General features: G+C 42.1%; 11 protein-coding genes and 1 pseudogene. 8 read left to right on the forward strand and 4 right to left on the reverse strand.

Annotated features, from left to right (window positions below):
* The first annotated feature begins 329 nt into the window (after window positions 1–329).
* From BCU91_RS16040 to BCU91_RS16050, 3 genes are all read left to right on the forward strand, one after another.
* Window positions 330–5024 (forward strand): transporter substrate-binding domain-containing protein, encoded by a 4695-nt coding sequence (locus tag BCU91_RS16040; protein ID WP_102531898.1) that lies wholly within the window; start codon window positions 330–332, stop codon window positions 5022–5024.
* The gene (locus BCU91_RS16045) at window positions 5008–6099 is read left to right on the forward strand and encodes a two-component system response regulator (protein ID WP_102476690.1); all 1092 of its coding nucleotides are present in this window, start codon (window positions 5008–5010) and stop codon (window positions 6097–6099) included. Before BCU91_RS16040 ends, BCU91_RS16045 begins: the two co-directional genes overlap by 17 nt.
* 354 nt (window positions 6100–6453) lie before the next feature.
* Window positions 6454–7107, forward strand: a complete 654-nt coding sequence (locus tag BCU91_RS16050; protein ID WP_198589377.1) for a TetR/AcrR family transcriptional regulator — start codon at window positions 6454–6456, stop codon at window positions 7105–7107.
* On the opposite strand, the gene BCU91_RS16055 is transcribed toward BCU91_RS16050, so the two are convergent.
* Window positions 7097–8314, reverse strand: a complete 1218-nt coding sequence (locus tag BCU91_RS16055; protein ID WP_102531899.1) for an FAD-binding oxidoreductase — start codon at window positions 8312–8314, stop codon at window positions 7097–7099. The genes BCU91_RS16050 and BCU91_RS16055 overlap by 11 nt on opposite strands.
* Window positions 8307–9866, reverse strand: a complete 1560-nt coding sequence (locus tag BCU91_RS16060) for an NAD(P)/FAD-dependent oxidoreductase (protein ID WP_102531900.1) — start codon at window positions 9864–9866, stop codon at window positions 8307–8309. The genes BCU91_RS16055 and BCU91_RS16060 overlap by 8 nt, the downstream gene beginning before the upstream one ends.
* 408 nt (window positions 9867–10274) lie before the next feature.
* Between BCU91_RS16060 and kynA the strand changes: the two genes are divergently transcribed.
* Together kynA and BCU91_RS16070 are read left to right on the forward strand one after the other, a co-directional pair.
* On the forward strand, window positions 10275–11120 hold the full coding sequence (kynA, locus tag BCU91_RS16065; protein ID WP_102476692.1) for a tryptophan 2,3-dioxygenase: 846 nt from the start codon (window positions 10275–10277) through the stop codon (window positions 11118–11120).
* Between the two features lie 147 nt (window positions 11121–11267).
* Window positions 11268–12455, forward strand: coding sequence for a kynureninase (locus tag BCU91_RS16070; protein WP_102531901.1), 1188 nt, complete (start codon window positions 11268–11270; stop codon window positions 12453–12455).
* 137 nt (window positions 12456–12592) lie between these two features.
* Here the strand turns inward: BCU91_RS16070 and BCU91_RS16075 are convergent, their stop codons facing one another.
* On the reverse strand, window positions 12593–13738 hold the full coding sequence (locus BCU91_RS16075) for a serine hydrolase domain-containing protein (protein WP_102531902.1): 1146 nt from the start codon (window positions 13736–13738) through the stop codon (window positions 12593–12595).
* A gap of 91 nt (window positions 13739–13829) precedes the next feature.
* Window positions 13830–14657: a LysR family transcriptional regulator gene (locus BCU91_RS16080; RefSeq protein ID WP_102531903.1), complete on the reverse strand. Its 828-nt coding sequence runs from the start codon at window positions 14655–14657 to the stop codon at window positions 13830–13832.
* A gap of 147 nt (window positions 14658–14804) precedes the next feature.
* Here BCU91_RS16080 and BCU91_RS16085 point away from each other — a divergent pair, with 147 nt between their 5' ends.
* The 3 genes and pseudogenes from BCU91_RS16085 to BCU91_RS20195 form a co-directional block, all read left to right on the forward strand.
* Window positions 14805–16796 (forward strand): alkyl sulfatase dimerization domain-containing protein, encoded by a 1992-nt coding sequence (locus BCU91_RS16085; RefSeq protein ID WP_102531904.1) that lies wholly within the window; start codon window positions 14805–14807, stop codon window positions 16794–16796.
* Between the two features lie 279 nt (window positions 16797–17075).
* Window positions 17076–17465 (forward strand): ribosome recycling factor family protein, encoded by a 390-nt coding sequence (locus BCU91_RS16090; protein WP_102531905.1) that lies wholly within the window; start codon window positions 17076–17078, stop codon window positions 17463–17465.
* Between the two features lie 19 nt (window positions 17466–17484).
* A pseudogene (locus BCU91_RS20195) lies at window positions 17485–17598 on the forward strand (IS3 family transposase); the annotation flags it as partial.
* Between the last annotated feature and the right edge of the window lie 132 nt (window positions 17599–17730).

Here is a 17730-nt window from a genome sequence, read left to right on the forward strand (position 1 = left end):
TACACATGATGAGTTGACGCAAGGTATTAATTTATTTGGCTAACCGTCTCGTTGTACTTTTTGGGCTGCGTTGGTCAATAGCATTAATGACTTGCGGAGTTATTATGTGCTTTACATTGGTGGGTATGTCATTTTTCAGGGACGAACTTTCTCTAGGTTGACTTGTTTTCAATAAATAATAAAAGGATTTAAAAATGAATTATTAATTACTGTTTTGATGCTGAAATTTTATCGCCAAAATTGCATCTGGCCATTTGAGTGCTAAGATTAATTCAGTGCAGGTAAGCACATAAGGAATTTATTATTTTAAGCTCATACAGGGAGTTAGCATGAGTCGCTTCACAAGGATGCCTCGTCTACTTTTAGTAAGCCACTTTGCAATGAAATTGAGGTTAGCTTGCCTATTCCTCGGTTTTTTTTGTCCTTTTTTCTGTCACCTTACGGCAGCAGCTGAAGCTGAAGCAATTCCTAATGATGAGCAAGTAGTGCGTATTGCTTACCGAACTGATAGCACTCCGTTGCAATATCTTAATGACAAAGGCCAAGCTGCTGGTATTTTAATTGATTATTGGCGTACTTGGTCGCAAATCACAGGTAAAGCCGTTGAATTTGTACCAGGCTCTAATGCAGAAGGGCAAACTTGGTTAGCGCAGAATAAAGTCGATTTGTTGGCTGGGGTATTTCAAAATGAAAAACGCGCTAAAAGTATGTCTTTTTCTGCGCCACTGTTACATAGTGAATATTTCTTATATGCCAATACTGTAGAGCAAGGTATTGAATTTATTAAACAAATACCACAATACCGTATTGGTGTTACCCACAATAGTTTTCATCATAATTGGCTAAAAAAATATTTCCCCAATGCCGACATCAGGACTTTCAAAGGCTATAAAGCATTATTTGATGCTGCAATTAATGGCGAAATAAGCCTGTTTATCTGCCAGCCGCTTTACCTTGACACCTATTTAAAACAAACACCTGCAACGACTAAATTCAAAACCATTGAATCCGCATTATATTCACATCCTTTTCGCGCAGCAGTGAAGAAGGGAAACGTTGAATTACTGCAAACAATAGATACAGGCATACAACAAATAGATAATAAGAAAAAAGATGCGATATCTGCTAAGTGGAGTGGTTTTCATTGGGAGTATCAAAATTTAGCTGAACCGTTATTAGTGACACAGCCAATTATTACCCTTACAGAAGAAGAAAAAGCATGGCTAGCTGCTCATCCGATTATTCCTATTGGCGTAGACGGTCGTTGGCCGCCGGTAGATTTTATCGACCCTAATGGTGAGCACTCGGGAATTTTACATGACTATTTAACCCTTTTTGAAAAGCAGTTAGGAGTGAGCTTTGACACTCGAGTGTTTGGTAGTTTCCAAGATATGCTTTCTGCGGTTAGTTCTGGAAATTTAAAACTAGGTGCAACATTAGTAAAAAAACCAGACCGTGCCAAAAACCTGTGGTTTAGTGCGCCTTATTTTAGTGCGATTAAGGTGATTGTTTCTAAAACTGGCGCACAACAATATTCCAAATTGACAGAATTGTATGGCAAGAGATTAGCATTAGAGAAAGGCTTTTATTTAGTCGATGAAATTAGCAATAATCATCCCGAGATTAATCTAATGACCTTTTCAACAACTGAAGAGGCATTGAAAGCGGTCTCTTTCGGTACAGTTGATGCGTATATTGGCAATCAAGCGGTTGTCACTTGGCTTATGGATAGTTTGCAGCTGACTAATTTAACCTTTAGTGGCGATCCTATGTTTGCGCCCGCTCATCAAAGATTTGCCATTTATAAAGATCCTGAATGGGAGCCCTTGCTTGGCATTCTCAATAAAGCCCTCGATTCGATAAGTGTGTCAAGACGCCAGCAGATACATACTGATTGGATTAATCAAGACAGTAAAATTAGCAGTCCACTTATTTTTACTCAAAAACAGCATGCATGGTTGGAGGCTCATCCCACTTGGCGACTAGGAGTTGATAACAGCTGGCCGCCTTTTGAATTTATTGATGATAACGGTGTTTATTCTGGGATGTCGGCAGATGTGATGTCCAGATTGACAAATTTAATTGGTGCAGAGTTTATCTCCCCTGTTAACAAACCCTGGTCCCAAGTGTTGGCAGAGTTTTCCGCTGGAGAGCTAGATATTTTACCTGCTGTAACCCCCACACCTGAACGGCGCGAGGAGATGCTGTTTTCTACCCCTTATTTGGAAAGTCCATATATGGTGTTAGTTCATCAAGATACCCGTTTTGTGACCAGTCTTGATGATCTTGATAATAAGCAAGTCGGTGTGGTTAAAGGCTATGCCATCGAAGAGACATTAAAACATGATTATCCACAATTTAATTTAGTACCATTTTCATCCAATAAAGAGGCACTGATTGCACTAAGCGCTGGTGAAATTGATGGCTATATTGGTAATTTAAATGCCTCATCTTGGACATTAGAAGAACTCGGTATTCGTAATGTAAAAGTGACCGCAACCACGCCTTATACCTTTAAACAATCAATCGGTATTCGCAAAGATTGGCCTGAATTGTTGGAAATTGTCAATCTCGCGATTGCGAGAATTGACCCTCAGCAACGGCAAGCTATCGAAAATAAGTGGTTTTCTGTGCAGTTTGAACATCAGGATAATCATTATCAGATTTGGCGGGCTATCTTAATTACCTGTGGCATATTGTTGCCAATGATACTGTATACCCTTGTTTGGAATAGAAAGCTTAATAAAGCAAGGCTTAAATTAACACAAAGTAGTAAAAAACTTGAGGAGGCAAAGCGTGATGCATTACAGGCTAGCGCTTTTAAAAGTCAGTTTCTTGCCAATATGTCCCATGAAATTCGCACCCCCATGAATGCCATTATTGGTATGACGCATTTATTGCAAGGGACAGAATTAAATCATAAACAACAGGATTATTCTGAAAAAATAAGACGAGCGTCTTTAAGTTTGTTGGGGATTATTAATGACATACTCGATTTTTCAAAAGTAGAGGCGGGTAAACTCGAAATTGAACAGAGCGAGTTCCTCTTACATGAAGTATTTACTAACATTGCCAACCTATTGGGGATAAAAGCCGTCGATAAAGGCATTGAGCTGCAGTTTGAGTTAGACCCTAAAATACCAGAAACAATTATTGGTGATGCGTTACGCATTGAGCAAGTGCTAATAAACCTAACCCAAAATGCGATAAAGTTTACCGAAAAAGGTGAGGTATTGCTGCGTACTAAAATGCTGTCGCAAACAGACGAGCAAGTAGCCATAGAATTTTCAGTTAAAGACACAGGTATAGGGATTGAACCAGCTAATTTAACTAGTATTTTCAATGCCTTCACTCAGGCTGATGGCAGTATTACTCGGCTCCATGGTGGTACTGGTTTAGGCTTGAGCATCAGTAAGCAATTAGTTGAATTAATGCAAGGTGATATTTCTGCAACCAGTCAACCCGATCAAGGTAGCACCTTTAGCTTTAGGCTTAATCTTGCAGTGCCTAAAGTCACTTCTAGTCGAAAATCAGTCATTACGGAATGTGCTTCCCTTAAAGGGATGAGAGTGCTTGTGGTTGATGATAATGACAATGCCAGAGAAATTTTAAAAGAGCTGCTGGAGTCATTTTCCTTTGAAGTTGAGACCGCAGTCAGTGGTGCGCAAGCGATTGAAATGCTTAGCGTGATCAACAATATGGAAGATGAGCGGCCATATCAATTAGTGTTAATGGATTGGCAGATGCCAAAAATGAATGGCATTGAGGCTAGCCGAAGCATTAAATACTTACCGCTGCGTAAGCAACCGTCAATAATCTTAATTACCGCTTACGGGCGTGAAGATGTGATGAATGAGGTGGAAAATGATTTGCTGGATGCATTTTTAATTAAACCGCTTAATGCGTCAGTGCTATTTGATACCTTGATGAAAATCTTTGAGCCTTCGCAGCCCATGGGGCCAGCAACAGAGAAGAATACGATTGAGCAGTTAGAGGGCCATGTGTTATTGGTAGAAGATCAATCGATTAATCAACAGGTCGCTACTGAATTTTTACAGCGTATGGGGTTAACCTCAGCAGTAGCCGACAATGGTAAGCAAGCAATAGAAATGGTTGATGAGCAGACATTTGATGTTGTTTTGATGGATGTACAAATGCCGATTATGGATGGTTTCGAAGCCACCGAAATCCTCCGCAGCCGTTTTGATAAAAAACAACTCCCGATTATTGCGATGACCGCCCATGCGATGAAAGGGGATCGCGATAAGTGCTTACAAGTTGGGATGAACGCTCACCTGGCTAAACCTGTTGAGCCCGATCAGCTTTATTTAGCCCTTAGCCCCTACCTTACCCATAAACAAAGCCAGAAAGTTCAGGGGCAGCAAAATATGTCGCTTGCCCCCATAGAGGGAGTTGATGTGCACTGGGGTATTAAGCGATTAGGGGGCAACCAACAGCTTTATGCGCAACTTATTGGTGAGTTTTATCAGCGTCACAAAGATCAGTTGCACTTGTTGCAGAGTTATCAAGATGCTGACGATTTAAAATCAACCATACGAGCCGTTCATACTTTAAGAGGTGTTGCTGGCAATATTGGCGCTAAACAACTAGAGCAGGCGTCGGCTAATCTAGAAAGCCAACTGCATAGTCACCCATCCCCCTTTGATGTCCCTGAGTGGCAAGCTTTTACCGATAGTCTTACGGTATTAATCGCAGGGCTTGAGCAATGCCAATGGATTAATCAATCCGTAAGTAATAGCACTGACATAAGACAGCCGTTTAAAGTATCAGCCAATTTAAGCAGGGTTTTATCACCGCTTGATGAGCTATTAGCAGCTGGAAATCCGCAAGCTAAAGAAAACATATTAGCCCTCGATGGCGAGGTCGATAGTCATCTGATTGAGAAACTTATCGAGCAGGTCAATGAATTTGAGTTTGATAATGCTAGAGAATTAATCGCCCAAGTCATAGCCCAAGCAGAACAGGAAACTGAACAGGAAACTGAACATGTCACCATATCTTAAAGATAAAATATTAATTGTTGATGATGAAGCATTTTACATTAGTGTATTGATCGAGGTTTTGGGGAGTAAATACCATGTTTCTGTGGCGAAAAGTGGCGAACAAGCACTGGAGCGTATCGCCCAAGGCTTTATGCCTGATTTAGTGTTACTGGATATTTTGATGCCTGGATTAGACGGCTATGAGGTATGTAAAAAGTTAAAAAGTAACCCTGACACTAGCAACATACCGATAATGTTTTTGACGGTAAAGGCTGAAATAGAAGAAGAAATATTGGGCTTTGAATTGGGTGCTGTTGATTACATCACCAAACCTTTTAGCCTTCCCATTATTCGAGCTCGAGTTAAAACCCATTTGGCCTTAACTTCGGCAAATAGAGCTCTGGAAGAGCAAAACCATGACTTAGAAGCCAAAGTGCTTGAGCGAACGGCTGAAATATCTCGAACCCAAGATGTCGCTATTTACTGTATGGCCTCGCTAGCAGAAACTCGTGATAATGAAACCGGTAAACATATTCGTCGCACTCAATATTACGTTAAAGCCTTAGCTGAATATTTAAGAGAAAACTCACCTTATTCTGCGAGTATTGATGATGCTTACATTGACCTATTGTTTAAATCAGCGCCGTTACACGATATTGGTAAAGTGGGGGTTCCGGATGCCGTTTTACTAAAGCCAGGCAAGCTTGATGAAGGCGAATGGAGTGAAATGAAAAAGCATGCCGAATATGGTAAATCAGCACTGGAAAGCGCTGAAAATGAATACGGAAATTCAAGCTATTTAAGCATCGCCAAAGAGATAGCTTATAGTCACCATGAGCGTTGGGATGGCAGCGGCTATCCAGAAGGTTTAGCTGAAGAAGATATTCCCTTGTCGGCACGGATTATGGCCATTGCCGATTGTTATGATGCACTTATTAGTCGTCGAGTTTACAAGCCGCCTTTTACACACGAACAGGCTACAAGCATAATCAAAGAAGGCCGCGGCTGTCATTTCGACCCACATATAGCAGATGCCTTTGATGCGCTTCAAGAAGAGTTTATTAAAATTGCCGATCGCTTTCAGGATGATGATTAACCTTAACGATTAAGCAATAAAAGAGGCGTGACAAGCCTAATGCACTTTAAGTCTTAGGCTAACGTTCTATTTTAAATCAATTTATAACATTGTCGTTATTTTAAAGAGCCTATGTTGTTTGGCGGATTTGCTATCTCAAAAAAGGGTCAGCGGATTGTTGAGGGGGAATAAAGACTACTGCGTGACAGTGCGCTAATCGTTAAATAGGCTTTTTGGCTATTGGGTACAAGCATTATTGTAAAACTCGTCATCTAATTTAAAGCAAGATATTGGATTTATTATATATTTCTAATGATTTCTCACGTTGCCCTCATTATAATAATTAACATATTAGACTTAAGGTGTATGAGTTTTATGAGTGATAAACAATATCATCACGGTGACTTAAAGGCGTCTTTGATTGCTGCAGCCAATACTATCTTGCAACGCGATGGCGCTAATGCCTTGTCACTGCGGGCGATAGCGGCTGAAGTGGGTGTTTCTCATATGGCACCTTATGCGCATTTCAAAAACAAAAAACAATTGCTGAGTCATATTATTGAGTCTGGTTTTGTACTCATGGCTGATGCGATGGAACACTGCACGGCACATCTAGATAAAAATGATGCTGCGGTAGCGGGAGAGTTAGTGTTGGCTTATGGGGTGAGCTACTTAGAGTTTGCCATCGCGAATCCACAACTATACCGTTTGATGCTTGGTCAAGTTGAGGCTTCAGCAATGAAAACGCCAGCATTAAAGACAAGTTCGTCGACTGAACAAAATAACCATAGTGAGAATAGTCATAATGAAAATGAGCAACTAAGACGACCATTTAATTTGCTTCGCTCCGCCTTTGCCTTACAAAATGAAGACAACCAAAAAGTAAAAGCCCAAGCAATTGGCGCTTGGGCTATGGTACACGGCATGGCGGCACTTATGACCGAAGGCCATATTCAGTTACCGCAAGGGGTTAACTTAAAACAATATTTAGCTGACGCCAGCTCGGTTTATTTCAAGCTTAAATCATAATTTCAATGTCGCTTAAGGGAAAAGCCACACAAGAATGACACCAGCCATAAGCTTCATCGGTTGAGCGTAGCTTTGCTTCTGCGGGGTTAAATACCGCGCCGTTTAACACCTTCACTCGACATAAGCTGCATTCACCAGAGCGGCAGGCATTCTCGGCGCTAAAGCCATAACGCTCCATGCTGTTGAGTAATGGCTCATCCACTCTGGCTTCAAAACTGCCTTGGCCTTTAATCGTCACCTTAATCACATCTGAGGCGTTAACATTGCTCGGCCATCCCGCTAAGTTTTGTGGGTTTTTAGGCGGGCCATTACATTCTATTCGTACTCGTCTGGCTTTGACGTTAAGTAGCCTGAGTTGCTCAGCGCAGTGGTCATGAAAGCTGGTAGGCCCGCATACATAGAACATCTTCTGTGATAATTTTTCAGCGTCATCCCCTAACAATTGTGTCAGCCGCTCAACATTAATCCGTCCTGTCATCCCTTGGTATTGCTCGTTGGGACGGGTAATGATCCAACTGATGCGCAAAAAATCATGCTCTTTTTCAAGTTGCTTTAATTCTTCATCAAAAATCACATCAGCTTGATAACTGCTGGTATAGATAAGATGCAGCTTTTGGTTTTTCTTACGCTCAACTAAGGTGTTGGCAACAATGTCTTTGATCATACTTCTGGCTGGGGCAATGCCTGAACCGCCTGCAATGAAGACTAAGTCATCACCGTGAAATAGCGGGTTATGGTAAAAGGTGCCCATGGGACCTGTGCTTTCAAAGCTATCGCCTGTTTTCACTTGATCTAGTAAATAGTTAGATACAAAGCCACCCTCAACCCGTTTGATGGTTAAATCATAATATTCTCGCTGCTGGGGCGCTGAGGATATGGCGTAAGGTCTAGCGGTTTTAGTGCCGTTAATATCGACAAATAAATTAATATATTGGCCTGCCTGAAATGGCGGCAGGGTTTGGGTGTTTGAGGTTAAGCGCAAGGTGACTGTGCTTGGGGTATCGACAATCACCTCACTGACAGTGAGCTTTAATCTTTTAGGATGTAACCGAGCGATAGTTTGGGCCACATTGCCTTTTTGTTCGTTAAAGTCGGTGCCTGCCTGATACAAGTTTTTTTGGTGTGCTAGCGCTTCATTGTAACCGTCGACCGCATGCAAAATATTCACCACGGGGCGTTGTTCTTTTTCGATGACTGAATTAGGCATGTGATAACTCCTGTTGTGGTTGCGAGGCCGCTTTAGGCTTTGATAATTGCTTTAGTACTTCTTTGGCGGTGCTTTGACCGACCATATAGGTTGGCTGGAAGCCGCCCATGCCATTCCAGCAACCTGCTATGTTGAGACCGGCTACTTCACTGACGCGGCGACGAAATATATTGGCATCTTGGGTGTTTTGCTGGAAACCATATATCGCCCCATGGGGGGTATTTAAGTAACGCATCATGGTTAATGGGGTGGCCACTTCTACTTCTTCAATATGCTCACGAATGTGAGGAAATACTCGCTCGGCGTGATCAAGGAGTTTTTCTGCAAACTGGTATTTGGTACGAGCATAATCTTCAGGGCTGAGTGCTTGCCAAGGTTCGCCATACTGCAAACAAAGTAAAGATAATGCCGACTTACCTTGCGGGGCAAAACTGGGATCATCATGGTTATAGCAGGTCATCATGGTGTGTTTTGGCGGCGTTAACGATTGCATGATCTCATGAGCCACTTCTTCATCTCGATCATCAATAATAAAGTTGGATGCCGCAGTCACGCCGATATCACTTGGGGAGCAATCTAACCCTAGGTAAAGCACAAAAGCAGAGGTGCCAATACGGCGCGACTTCATATCAAATGCGGCTTGTTTCGGCGTTGGGATATCCAGCAGTTCATTGAAGGTGTGTAATGGGCTGGTATTGGAGATAACTTGCTTACAAGTAAATATCTCATTGTGCTCAGTTTTAACCCCAACAACTTGGTTTTTATCAGTAATAATTTTGTCAGCGCCGCAGTTAAAACGAACCTCACCACCCGCATTAAGGAATGATTCCAATAAGGCGCTAGAAATAGCTTGTGAGCCGCCTTTAATATGACAAGGTTTGAATGATGCGTAGGCATATAGCATCACTGCCAAGTCACGAAACGGGAAGTCTTTTGGCGGTAAACCCAGATAGCACCAGTAGGCGGCGATAACGGCTTTAAGATCTTTATTGGTAAAAAATTGATCCAGTAATTCTTTGGCTGGCCTTAAGCCGTACTTCACAAATAACGGGCAGCTTGCTTTTAAAACTGCTTCATCATTTGAATGCCTTACTTTAGGCATGACCATAAAGCATTCCATGGCAAGGCCTGCACATAAATCTAAAAACTGGCCAATATTGTCTGCTTCTTCTGGATAGTGACTCACCAGTGTTTTACCCAGCGCTTTCCAATGTGCTGGCAAAGTAATATCAATTTCAGGCTTAGCGCCGTTAGCTGATGGCATCACAAAGCGATACAGCTCGCGCTCTTCAACCACATCAAGTTGATCCATGATGCCCAGTTCAGTGAATATTTGACGCATGATAAACGGATTTTGCTCAGTGCCCATGCCGCTAAGTTGGTGCAGAGCCACTTCAAATTCAAAATTACCGCGCACAAAAGAGGTGGCACAACCTCCAGGAATATTATGGCGTTCGAGCAATAATGTTCTTGCTCCGCCTCTTTGCAAGGTGGTTGCTGCGGTTAAGCCAGCGTTCCCTGCTCCAATTACAATCGCATCAAAATCTGTCATTGTGGTTTCAGCTCCATTGTTAGTATCAATTTGTTATATCGACTTGCGGTATAAATCCCTTGTGTCCCTTTGAACAGATAAGGCTCGAACGAGTAAGGCAAAGTTAAAAAGCAATCCTTATGGTGTAAACTTTATACTGTAAAGATATGTGTGTTATGTGTGCTTTGTCAAGATTGATTCAGTTAATCATCTCTGTTTTTTTGATCAATTAACTGGCTTTTGGACAATGGCTGTTGGTTTAGTTATCGGTTGAGCTGTCAGTTTTGTTATCGGCACTTGTAACGTCAGTGTTAACTCAGGCGTACAGTAAGGCATGACGTTAATATTCAGTCCTCACTGACTTGAGGCAGTGTTCGTGATTAAATAAATCGTTTTTGAGGCATAAAAATAATAACCGGAGCGATAAACATGAGTTGTCCCCACAGTAACTATCGGGCGATGGAAGAGGATATTCACACCGACTTTAAAGATGATATGTCCTATGGCGATTATCTACAGTTAAATCAAGTGTTGTCGGCGCAGCAGCCATTATCAGATCAACATGATGAGATGTTGTTTATTGTTATCCATCAATCCAGTGAATTGTGGCTAAAGCTAGCAGGGCATGAACTCAGTGTGGCGATTACCAATATCCAGCAGGGCGATTTTGGTCATGCTTTTAAAGTGATTTCTCGGGTCAAACAGATTTTTAACCAGTTAACTCAGTCGTGGAATATTCTTTCAACACTTACCCCTGTGGATTACCTTAAATTTCGAGATTCTTTAGGCCACTCATCGGGATTTCAGTCTTATGGTTATCGTAAGTTGGAGTTTTTATTGGGTAACAAGAACGCCTCTTTACTAAAAGTGCATGAAAGCGATCCTGTGGTGCATCAAGAGTTAACGCAAATTCTCGAAGCGCCTAGTTTGTATGATGTCACTTTAAAAGTATTGCATGAGCGTGGTTTACATATTGAAGCATTGCAGTTAAATCGTGATTTTAGCCAGCCCTATGAGCGTAATGATTCAGTGTTAAATGCATGGCTAAACGTCTACCAAAATGCCGACGAGCACTTTCAACTGTATGAACTCGCCGAAAAGTTAATTGATATCGAAGACAGTTTTCAGCAGTGGCGCTTTAAGCATATGTATACCGTGCAGCGCATAATTGGCAATAAAATGGGTACGGGCGGCTCATCTGGGGTGGGCTTCTTGAAAAAAGCCCTGGATATTAGCTTTTTCCCTGAGCTGTTTGAGTTACGCACCCATCTGTAAATTTGATTACGGGTTTACTACTATATTTACAACCCTGCTAGCACAAGTACGAGCGCGGGCAGCAATATCAGTAGCGATATCAGTAATAGTATCAGTTACAAATAACACAAGATTACCAATAAAAATAATCGGTTTTGGAGAGCAAGCATGGATCAGGATTTTGCGCTAACACTACAAACTCACTATCAAAGCTTTAAGGTGAGCGAGCGTATTTTATTGTCGGGCCACTCTCATCAAGCCTGGCCTGATGTAGCAAAGCTGGGCTTAGTAAAGTGCTTTGATGATGCCGCAAAACACATAGATGAAAAATGGTCACTAGCCTTTGAAAAAGCTGACCGGGTGCGTGACTTTTACCGTGGTTTATTGGGTGAGCCCCAAGCGCAAATTGCCTTAGGCGCTTCAACCCATGAACTGATCTTACGCTTTTTGTCCGACTTGCATTGCTTTAAACAGCCCCTTAAACGCCCGATTAAGATTGTCACTACAGATGGTGAATTTCACTCCTTGAGGCGCCAGCTGAGCCGTTTAAAAGACATCAATGTTGATATTGAAGTGGTTGAGGTGCAGCCAAGTGACACTTTAGCTGAGCGCATCATCAACAAGCTTGATAGCGATACCGATGCCGTAATGTTATCAGCAGTATTTTTTGGCACCAGTGAGATATTTAACGACGTTGGCTTGGTGGCAAAAGCGGCACAAGATTTAAACATCCCTTGTTTGGTTGATGCCTATCATGCCCTTAATGTGCTGCCATTTAATCTCGATGCATGGCAGCTCACCTCGGCATTTATCGTTGCTGGTGGCTACAAATATTGTCAGGCAGGTGAGGGCAATTGCATGCTGCGCATTCCTGCAGAGTATCAGGGCAGCCCGATTATCACTGGCTGGTATGCGGAATTTGAGGTACTTGATCACGTACCGGGGAAAGTGGGTTATGGCCCGGGTCAAAGCGCTTTTGCAGGCTCGACTTATGATCCCGCCAGCCATTACCGCGCCGCTGAAGTGTTTGATTTTTTTGAGCAACATAAGCTTACTGACATCAAGCTGAGGGCGATAAGTCAGCAACAAATTAGCGTTTTATGGCAAGGGATTGAAACTATGGGCTTAAGCCGTGACGTTTTAGCTTTGCCGTCACATAACATCATTGATAATGCTGGATTTTTGTCTTTAACCACCGCCAAAGCCAATCAGTGGGTTGTGGCGCTGGGGAACCAAGGCATCTTATGTGACAGTCGCGGCAATCAGTTACGTTTTGGCCCCGCGCCTTATTTATCTAATGCACAGTTAGCGAATGCGCTGAATGTAGTGGAGGACTTGGCTAAAAGCTTGAGCTAGTGGTTTTGGGGTGAGTTGGTAAGGGTTAGTTCGCATAATTTAGTGCGTTTGCTTGCTAAGAAGATTAACCAGCCAAGCAGTTTGGCTGGTTAATATCGATGAGTTAATTTGAGTGCTTCACTTTATTGACTGGGGCGTTATGGTTTGTTGAGGGATAAATTGTGACGAATAGCTTGTCGTATCTGGGTGTGAAGTTCGAAGACGCGGCTGAAATCATTTAGATTTAAAGATATGTTTTCTAACATGACCAAATCTAAATTAAATTCTGGGTAGTGGAGTGACATCGACATGTATCCAGATAAGTAGCCAGTATGGCTGTACTCTAAGATGCCATCTTCTTTATTGATCCTAAGCCCGTAGCCATAACTCATGTCTGGCCATAAAAATTTTATCTTGGTATGAGACTGTGTCATAAGTTCATAGCTTTTGGGGCTGATAAACTGACCAGAATGTAATTTATGTTGAAATGAGGCAAAAGCTGTTGTGGATGCAATTAACCCTCCTGCAGGGAGAAGCGCTTCGTCAATCACTAGGTTTGAAGCTGTGAGAACATCTGATTCATTTAGGCCGACAGCCAGTGAAGTCACTTGTCGTCGAATACTATCAATACTGCCCACTTCTGCATAAAGTTCGTTTAGCTTATTATCTTGTGAAAACTGCACAATCTGTTGAGCAAATGATTGTTGGTTTACCTGTTCGAGTAGTTGCCCTAAAAGAGAATAACCAAAGTTAGAGTATTGAAATTGACTGCCAGGTTCAAATTTATTGGGCTGGCCTAACTTGTCAACTCCAGAGGTGTGACTAAGGAGGTGATGTATGGTAATTGTTTCGTTATATCGTTTAGGATCAAAATGAGTTTTTTCGATTGAGCTCGACTCAATACTGTTGTGCTGTTTGGGTTGATTAGGGGCAGCCTCATCAAAAAGATAACTATTCAGTGAACCCTTTAAGTCTAGCTGACCAGCATCGACAGCTTGCAGAATCAAAGTGGCGGTAATTTGTTTAGAAAGAGATGCTATAACAAAGCTAGAACCTTGGGTAATTTCTTTGCCTTTTTGTAACTTGAGCAGTGGCTTACCATTTTCTAGTAAAATGACGCTGCCACTAAATGGCTGAGGTGAATCATCTATGGTGTCCTTGATTAACCTTGCTATTGATGTAGTTGTAATGCTGACTTTTTTAGGCGCTGTATTACCTAATAACGAGGAGGCATAGCCATAGCTTTGACTAGTTAGTAATAATAAAAAACAGATTAATTTGGTGGTGTTTACACAAACGGTCATTAGTTGTCCTTAACATTATTGGGCAGCATATTTTTTGGGGGTAACTATCTTGTTATCTCAACATTCAAATAAAAAAATCAGTTGCTTAACCTTAATTGCGAAGGCTAATTTTATTTTTCACTTTTTGCCTTAATTTTTTATGCTCATCATTATGTAAAAATGATCGATGATAAAGCATCGAGATGGGCGCTTTATTCATTTTCATTGGGCAAGCAAGTAGCTTTACGCCAAGTTTTGCTGCAATCGAAGTAAATCGTTTCGGGGTGATGGATATGGCATCAGTATGGGCAACATAGGCAAGCTGCGAGACTAGCGAAGTGGCCTCATGAGCAATATCTCTGGGTTTTGGCGCGTCACTTAATAGCATAAATAAGTTCGACTTTTCGCGCCTGACATTGATGGATACATGGCGCTCATTATAAAACTCTTGTTCAGTGATTGAGTCTACAATCCGAGGATGATCTTGTCTTACGGCAACCATCACTTCTTCTTCAGATACCTTTTCACTCACCACGCTTGGGTCGTTAATGGTGACAAAGTCTAATACCAAGTCGACCTTTCGATTTCTGATATCAGTAAAAATCTGCTCTTGATTCAGCGGTGGGGTATACACGTCAATGTCGAGGCTGGCTAAGTCATAAACCAATAAATCAGGGGCATAAATTTTATGGCCGACTTTAAATAGGGCTTCATAAACTAAATCTGACGCTGGCGCGAGTTTAGTCATCATGTAATTGGCATGGGCAGTAGGCTCAATAGAGCGGCCTTTGCGGATAAATAACGTATTAGCGATATCGGCTTCAAGTTGTTTTATGCGCATACTCACCGCCGCCTGACTGATATTAAAATGCTCGGCAGCTTTAGTGTATGACTGTAATTCATACACTTTCATGAAGGTGTTTAGCAGATTCAAATCCATATTACGGCCTCTTTAATATAAGTCAGGCTTATGTTTAACATCACTTGTAGCTTATTCATCGTTGTCACAGCTTATATATAATACACCTATTGATGATATTTAGTCCCCTTAAACTGATATCTGGCTTTACTTTAAACCGAGGTGTTTATGAAAAAATCAATTATTACTACAGTAATTTTGTCTGTATGTTCTTCAGCTGTCGTGGCGCACGATTATGACCATAGCGCAGGCACTGATGAGCATGCGCTTACTACCACATTCGAATACCAAGGAAAGCCAGCCACCAAAGCGACGATTGCAGCCAATAAAGCTTTTGCCAAAACCTTAGACTTTAACAATACCAAGGGTTTTGAAGAAACCCGTAAAGGCTTAATCGCCGAATTTGATGAAACGACCGCAGCCATCATTTGGAATGACTATCGATTTTTAGAAGGTAAAACCCCTGATACGGTGAATCCATCATTATGGCGTCAAGGACAAGTGAACCATGAAGCGGCAGGCTTGTATCAAGTCTCAGATAAAATCTTTCAGGTACGCGGCACCGACCTTGCCAATATGAGCCTTGTTAGAGGTGAAACAGGCTGGATTATTTTAGATCCGTTAACGACCCCAGAGGCTGCTGAAGCATCGCTTCGTTTTGCGTTAAACAACTTACCAGAAGACGGCGATTTACCTGTGGTAGCGATGATCTATTCCCACTCCCATGGCGATCATTTTGGCGGCGCGCGTGGTATTCAAAAAATGTTCCCTGATGTAGTGGCTTATGGCTCTAAAAACATCACCAAAGAAATAGTTGATGAAAACGTGCTAGCGGGTAATGCCATGTCACGCCGCGTGTCTTATCAATATGGCACCGTATTGCCAATTGGTGAAACCGGTATTGTTGATGCAGCGCTATCAAATGCGGTCACTAAAGGCGAGCTAAGCTACGTCAAACCAATTGAAACTAATCATAAAGCTGATATTGAGTCTTGGACTATTGATGGACTTGAATTTATTTTCATGAATGCGTCTGGTACAGAGGCGACCTCAGAAGCTGTGGCCTATATTCCAAGTATGAACGCCATTTGGGCAGCAGAGCTGACCTATAAAGGCATGCATAACATTTACACCTTACGCGGTGCGAAAACCAGAGATGCGCTACTGTGGTCAAAGAAAATTAATGAGGTGATCACTGAGTTTGGTGCTGAAGCGGATGTGTTATTTGCTGCGCACTCAGCGCCGATTTGGGGCAATGAAGATTTAAATGATTTTCTTAAACTGCAACGAGACAACTATGGCTTTGTTCATAATCAGTCGCTGCGTTTAGCCAATAACGGCGTAGTGATGCAAGACATTGGCTGGGAGATCCAAAACCTGATCCCAGAAACCATTCAAAGTGCATGGCATACCAATGGGTACCACGGTACCTACAGCCATAATGCCAGAGCAGTATATAACTTATATCTTGGCTATTTTGATATGAATCCGGCAAACCTTAACCCACTGCCAACCCAAGCTGAAGCGGCTAAGTTTGTTGAGTACATGGGAGGCTGTAAAGCGGTGTTAACCAAAGCGCAGGGCGACTTTGATAAAGGCGAATATAATTTTGTTGCCACGGCAATGAATAAAGTCGTAACCGCTTGCCCTGAGCTACAACAAGGCCGCGACTTACTGGCTGATACCTACGAGCAACTGGGCTATCAAAGTGAAGGCGCGGGCTGGCGCAACGTGTATTTAAGTGGTGCTTATGAACTGCGCCATGGCATTCAAGAAACAGTGTTAAAAGGCAATTCTGCTGATGTGATCAGTGAAATGGACATGGGGATGATTTTAGATTATCTGGCAGTGCAAGTTGATGCCAGTGTTGCCCAACACAATAGCTTTACCATGAATATCGTACTGCCTGATATTAACGAAACTTACTATGTTGAAATGAGTAACGGTAACCTCAACAACATCAAAGTGACTAAAAAGAGCGCTGCAGATGCAACCTTTACCATCAACAAAGAAGATGTTGATAAGTTTAGTTTACAGCAGGTGAGCATCGCGGGATTACTGAAAACCAAGCAAGCCAGTTTACAAGGCGATCAGACAGTAATTCAAAAACTCGCTAAGTCGCTAACCCAAGCAAACCCATCGTTTAAAATTGTGCCATAGTTAACAGGCTCTTAGGGTAAATATTGCAGTAAGAGGCAGCATTTGATTTATGTTGCCTCATTTTTTATCTTTTGTAGCGAGCTCAGTAACTGTTGTTTCTTTATCTAGGTATCATAACGTCACAGCAATGTGGCGTTTTGTGGCTGATAGCCAGTTGACTGTTATTACCGTTAACTTAGTAAAATCCTTAATATGAGGATTTTATTAATTACAGGGCTTATATCGAGTTATGATTTACCATAGATTAAACCGCCTGAGTAAATGTTCACAAATCCTCTTATGAATGAAGGTATCACCATTGCACTGCCTTCGCTTTTTCATCGCATCGGTGGCAGCGCAGCCAAGCAAGCTAAAGATATGGCAAAGCAGTATGGCTGCGAGCTTAAGCGAGTGCGCCGTTCACGCAACTGGCAGCTGGTGGGTGATGCCGTCAATATTCAGTCCTTTGCTGCGCAGTTACATGGGCAAGCTAATACTGAGTTTGCCCACCTGATAAAAAAGATCAATATCGCACTGCTTGAACATAGTGACAAGTTAGAACCGTTAGCCGTGAAACTAGTGCGCCTGCTCACCGAACGCCCGAGTACCACCTTGGCTGAGTTGATACAAAGCACTGGCTGTACAGAGGCTGAAGCCAGAGTGGCTCGTTTTGATGCTGACTCTTGGTGATGATGCTTTTAGGTGTGATGAGCAGGACAATGCTGCTTACATGAAGTATTACAACTTGAATCGGCTTCATTTAAGTAATGGAGTTCTGTCACCTGTAGAGTATGAAAATGCTCAATTGAAGGAGCCAGTTTGAGTTGACTAGATATAGTTGTGGCGCTTCGCCCATACTAGTTATAAATCGCAGGTTTTCTTTAAGTATTTCCAAACTCAGTTTGGATTAACGTCGTGGCGCTTCGCCCACACCAGACCAAAAGGGTATCAACAG

This window comes from Shewanella sp. 10N.286.52.B9 (assembly GCF_002873635.1).
Lineage (GTDB): Bacteria > Pseudomonadota > Gammaproteobacteria > Enterobacterales > Shewanellaceae > Shewanella.

Bases quoted from the DNA above. Each gene is read 5' to 3' on its own strand.
- BCU91_RS16040 (WP_102531898.1), top strand. From the start codon at position 330: ATGAGTCGCTTCACAAGGATGCCTCGTCTACTTTTAGTAAGCCACTTT.
- BCU91_RS16045 (WP_102476690.1), top strand. From the start codon at position 5,008: ATGTCACCATATCTTAAAGATAAAATATTAATTGTTGATGATGAAGCA.
- BCU91_RS16070 (WP_102531901.1), top strand. From the start codon at position 11,268: ATGGATCAGGATTTTGCGCTAACACTACAAACTCACTATCAAAGCTTT.
- BCU91_RS16060 (WP_102531900.1), bottom strand. From the start codon at position 9,866: ATGACAGATTTTGATGCGATTGTAATTGGAGCAGGGAACGCTGGCTTA.
- BCU91_RS16080 (WP_102531903.1), bottom strand. From the start codon at position 14,657: ATGGATTTGAATCTGCTAAACACCTTCATGAAAGTGTATGAATTACAG.
- kynA (WP_102476692.1), top strand. From the start codon at position 10,275: ATGAGTTGTCCCCACAGTAACTATCGGGCGATGGAAGAGGATATTCAC.
- BCU91_RS16075 (WP_102531902.1), bottom strand. From the start codon at position 13,738: ATGACCGTTTGTGTAAACACCACCAAATTAATCTGTTTTTTATTATTA.
- BCU91_RS16055 (WP_102531899.1), bottom strand. From the start codon at position 8,314: ATGCCTAATTCAGTCATCGAAAAAGAACAACGCCCCGTGGTGAATATT.
- BCU91_RS16085 (WP_102531904.1), top strand. From the start codon at position 14,805: ATGAAAAAATCAATTATTACTACAGTAATTTTGTCTGTATGTTCTTCA.
- BCU91_RS16090 (WP_102531905.1), top strand. From the start codon at position 17,076: ATGAATGAAGGTATCACCATTGCACTGCCTTCGCTTTTTCATCGCATC.
- BCU91_RS16050 (WP_198589377.1), top strand. From the start codon at position 6,454: ATGAGTGATAAACAATATCATCACGGTGACTTAAAGGCGTCTTTGATT.